Annotated in this window: 2 protein-coding genes; both read left to right on the top strand. The window is 34.0% G+C overall.

Annotated elements, in window-relative coordinates; translation table 11 throughout:
* The first annotated feature begins 78 nt into the window (after positions 1-78).
* Positions 79-2,544, top strand: coding sequence for a hypothetical protein (locus tag K1X82_15055; protein ID MBX7183428.1), 2,466 nt, complete (start codon positions 79-81; stop codon positions 2,542-2,544).
* Positions 2,537-3,721 (top strand): aspartate aminotransferase family protein, encoded by a 1,185-nt coding sequence (locus tag K1X82_15050; protein MBX7183427.1) that lies wholly within the window; start codon positions 2,537-2,539, stop codon positions 3,719-3,721. The genes K1X82_15055 and K1X82_15050 overlap by 8 nt, the downstream gene beginning before the upstream one ends.
* Positions 3,722-3,899: the final 178 nt, after the last annotated feature.

Below are 3,899 nucleotides of genomic sequence, written 5' to 3'. Positions count from 1 at the left end.
ACACCATTTCCCATTTTTTCTTGTTTTTAATTGGTATTCTTATTTCTTTTGCAATACTAAGTTAATTATTCCAATTTTTTGAAGAAAGCTGCCTTTTTAACCAAAATTTCCTTCCTTCTTATACTTACATGCCTAAATATCAAGGCCCAAGACTTTTTACCGCCTTATATTTCCATCGAGACAAATGATTATAAAAAGGTTGGTCCAGAAATTGGCCCACAGAATTTTGGTATAATTCAGGACAAATCCGGTCAGATTCTATTTTGCAATTCTGATTGCATTCTTTCCTTTGATGGACATTTTTGGAAAAAGATAAATGGCACTTCAAAAAAAGGTTTAAGGTGCTTAGTTCAAGGCGAAAAGTCTATTATTTACGTGGGAGGCAACCAACAAATAGGATACCTTGAATCCAATCTACAAGGCGAATTCTCCTATAATTCCTTATTGGAATTTCTACCTCTATCAGAAAGGAAATTTGGAATAATTTGGGAAACGGTAAAATTTGGAGAATCAATTGCCTTCAGGACTTCACAAAAAGTTTTGATTTTTAATACCAACTCCAGGAAGTTTTTTGTCTTTAATTCAAAAACTTCCATTCAGGAATTGATTCCTACCTCAAAAAAATGCTTCATAAGAGAACTATCCCAAAAGGTAGTTGAAATTGACTCTAAAGGCCATAAAGAAGAACTTGGAAAATTTGAATCGAAAAAAGAAATCTTATCTGCCATTTCCTTACGAAATGCCGGACAATTAACTAATTCCTATCTAATTGAAAAGAATGATAAAGCAATAGCAATTTTTAATAAAGACTTTCAAGAGATACCGGTAGATTACGAAATAGGAAAAGAAATAATTGAAAAAATCCCTCGCAAGATTATAGAATCAAGCTTTGGAGAATATTCAATACCTACGAAAGATGGAGGGTTATATATTTTAAATCCGAATGGTTCTTTGAGGTTTATCATCAACAAGTCTAACATCCTTCCAGACAATGGAATAAATTCAATATTCCTAGATCATGAGAATGGCTTATGGATAAGCTCCGACCTGGGAATCACCAGGATAGAAATGGATTCACCATTAAGTTTTCTACCCCACCAAAATAGCTTCGATGGGGTGGTAACAGATATTGAAATTCAAAATGAGTACTTCTACGTTTGTACTAGTTCTAAACTCTTTTTCAGTAAAATAGGAAAAAGTTTACAGCCAACTATAAACTTTAGACCCATTCAATCCAATATTGGGCAAGCTTTTCAACTTTTAAATTGTGAAGGTGATTTATTGGTAGCTACCTGGAATGGGCTTTATAGGCTTCAGGGCGAAGAAGCCATACAATTGAATTCTAACCCAACCACAACAATGGCATGGGATGCTCAAAACAAATGTCTCTATTTGACATTGGAAGAAGGGATTTTTAAAATAGTAAAAAAGGGATCAACCTATTCGCTGCCTGAAAAGGTATGTAATCTTAAATTTATTGCCCAATTCTCTGAACTCGATAATAAAGGAAGGTTTTGGGTTTCTGATTATGCAGGTAATGCTGCCTATATTAACACCTTCGATCCTATACCTGCCTGGGTCAGTTATTTTAATCCTTCCAATGGCCTGTATTTGGGATGGAATAAGCCTATTTTATACAAAAAAGAGCTTTTTTGGACGAATCCTATTTCTATTCTTTCGTTCAAAGAAGATAATTCGAAATTTATCCGAAAGAATCCTTTTAAATTAAGGGATTCCACAAAGCTGGAAAGTTTCTATATTTTAGAAAAAAGTCAAACAGGAGAAATTTGGATCTCCGACCAAGGGAAATTTGCAAAACTCAGGAAGGATAGAGACGGGTATGATTACTTTGATTATAGTCCGTCCAATAAATTACCTAATAGCGATTCCTGGGCGTTATTAATTAAAAACAACAATTTATGGTTTAGCACCAATGAAGGCTTGGTTCACTATGACATCAACAAGCCTCAACCCAAACTTACTAAACCAATTGTATTAATAAATGGAATTATTTTGGATGGTAAAATTGATATAGGCTTATTTGAAGGAACTATTTCTCAGTCATCACCACCTTACTCTATTGAAATTCCACAAACCCCCAACCTCCTTAAAATAAACATTTCTTCCCCAAATTTTAACACCTTGAGTTCTAACTTGTTTTCATATAAAATGGTAGGCCTACAATCAGAATGGACTAATTGGACAACTGACAACACCTTAAAATTCCATGCCTTACCCAGTGGAACCTACACTTTATCGATAAAAACCAAAAATCAAAACAACCAAGAAAGTAACCCATTAAATATTACAATCATCATTAAAAACCCATGGTATAAATCAAAAAAAACCTTGGGAATTATACTATTGCTTATCCTTTCCCTTTTAACCTTATACCTTCAAACTAAAAACAGAAAACTAAAAAGAAACCTGATAAAAATTGAAGAAGAATTAATTTGTAAAAATCAAGAATTGATGAACCTTAATTCCAAACTATTGACCTCTGATACAAAACCAATTGACGCTAAGCAATCATTCAATGAATAACAGGGAATTATTTTTTAAACATATTGGTCAAACTTCCCCATTTCCTTTAGCTATCGAAATTTCAAAAGCAGAAGGAGTTTTTATTGAAGATACTCAAGGGAAAAAATACATTGACTTTATTAGTGGCATAGCAGTTAGCAATGTTGGGCACTGCCATCCTGATGTTATTAAAGCAATTACAGAACAAGCCAATAGGTATATGCATACCATGGTTTATGGAGAATATATTCAAAGTCCTCAGGTTCAACTTGCTCATCTTCTTTCTTCCAACTTACCCTCCAACCTACAATCCGTTTATTTTGTAAATTCAGGTGCAGAGGCAATTGATGGTGCACTAAAGCTTGCAAAACGTTATACAAAGAGGACCGAACTAATTTCATTTAAAAATTCATATCATGGCAGTACTCATGGACCATTAAGTATAATGGGAAGTGAAACATACAAAAATGCATTTAGACCTCTTCTACCCAACACTAAATTAATTGAATTTAACAAATTAAATGACTTAGAACAAATTACACATGATACAGCATGTGTCGTGGTTGAACCCATTCAAGGAGAAGCAGGTGTAATTCTTCCCGAAAATGATTACTTACAGAAATTGCAAAAAAAATGCAACCAGACTGGGGCACTTTTAATAGTTGATGAAATTCAAACTGGTTGTGGACGAACAGGTAGTTTATGGGCATTCGAATCTTATCAAATTATACCTGATATTCTATGCTTAGCAAAAGGTCTTGGCGGGGGAATGCCTATTGGTGCCTTTATTTCATCCAACGAGATTATGTCTACCTTGACCCACCATCCTATTCTTGGTCATATAACAACCTTTGGGGGTCATCCTGTTTGTTGCGCAGCTTCATTTGCGAGCCTTAGCTACATTTTGAATGAAAATCTGGCCGAAGCAGCCAAAAAGAAAGGTGAGTATTTTTTGTCTAAGCTAATTCACCCTATTTTCCAAAAGCGAAGAGGTAAAGGACTTATGATTTCAATTCCTATGGATAACAATTTTGTTTTAATGAAATTTATTCAACTTGCTCTTGAAAGAGGAATAATTGTTGATTGGTTTTTATTTGCTGATAGTGCACTAAGAATTTGTCCACCATTAATTATAAGCCAGATTGAATTGGATTGGGTAGCAGAGCAGTTCAATCAAATTGCAGAATTATTGGATTAATTTTTTTTATTCCATTAAATCAACATTCTCACCACCTTTGTAAATCAAATATTTGACCTTTGAAACTAAAGTCTCCCATAACAATTCAAGATATCTCCAACTTATTAGGTAAAGAGTTTGTTGGAAACCCCAACCACTTGATTTCAGGAATAAATGAAATCCATAGAGTGGAGTCAGG

The organism is Bacteroidia bacterium, assembly GCA_019695265.1.
Classification (GTDB): Bacteria; Bacteroidota; Bacteroidia; order JAIBAJ01; family JAIBAJ01; genus JAIBAJ01.
This window is presented reverse-complemented; position numbering and strand designations above follow the sequence as displayed.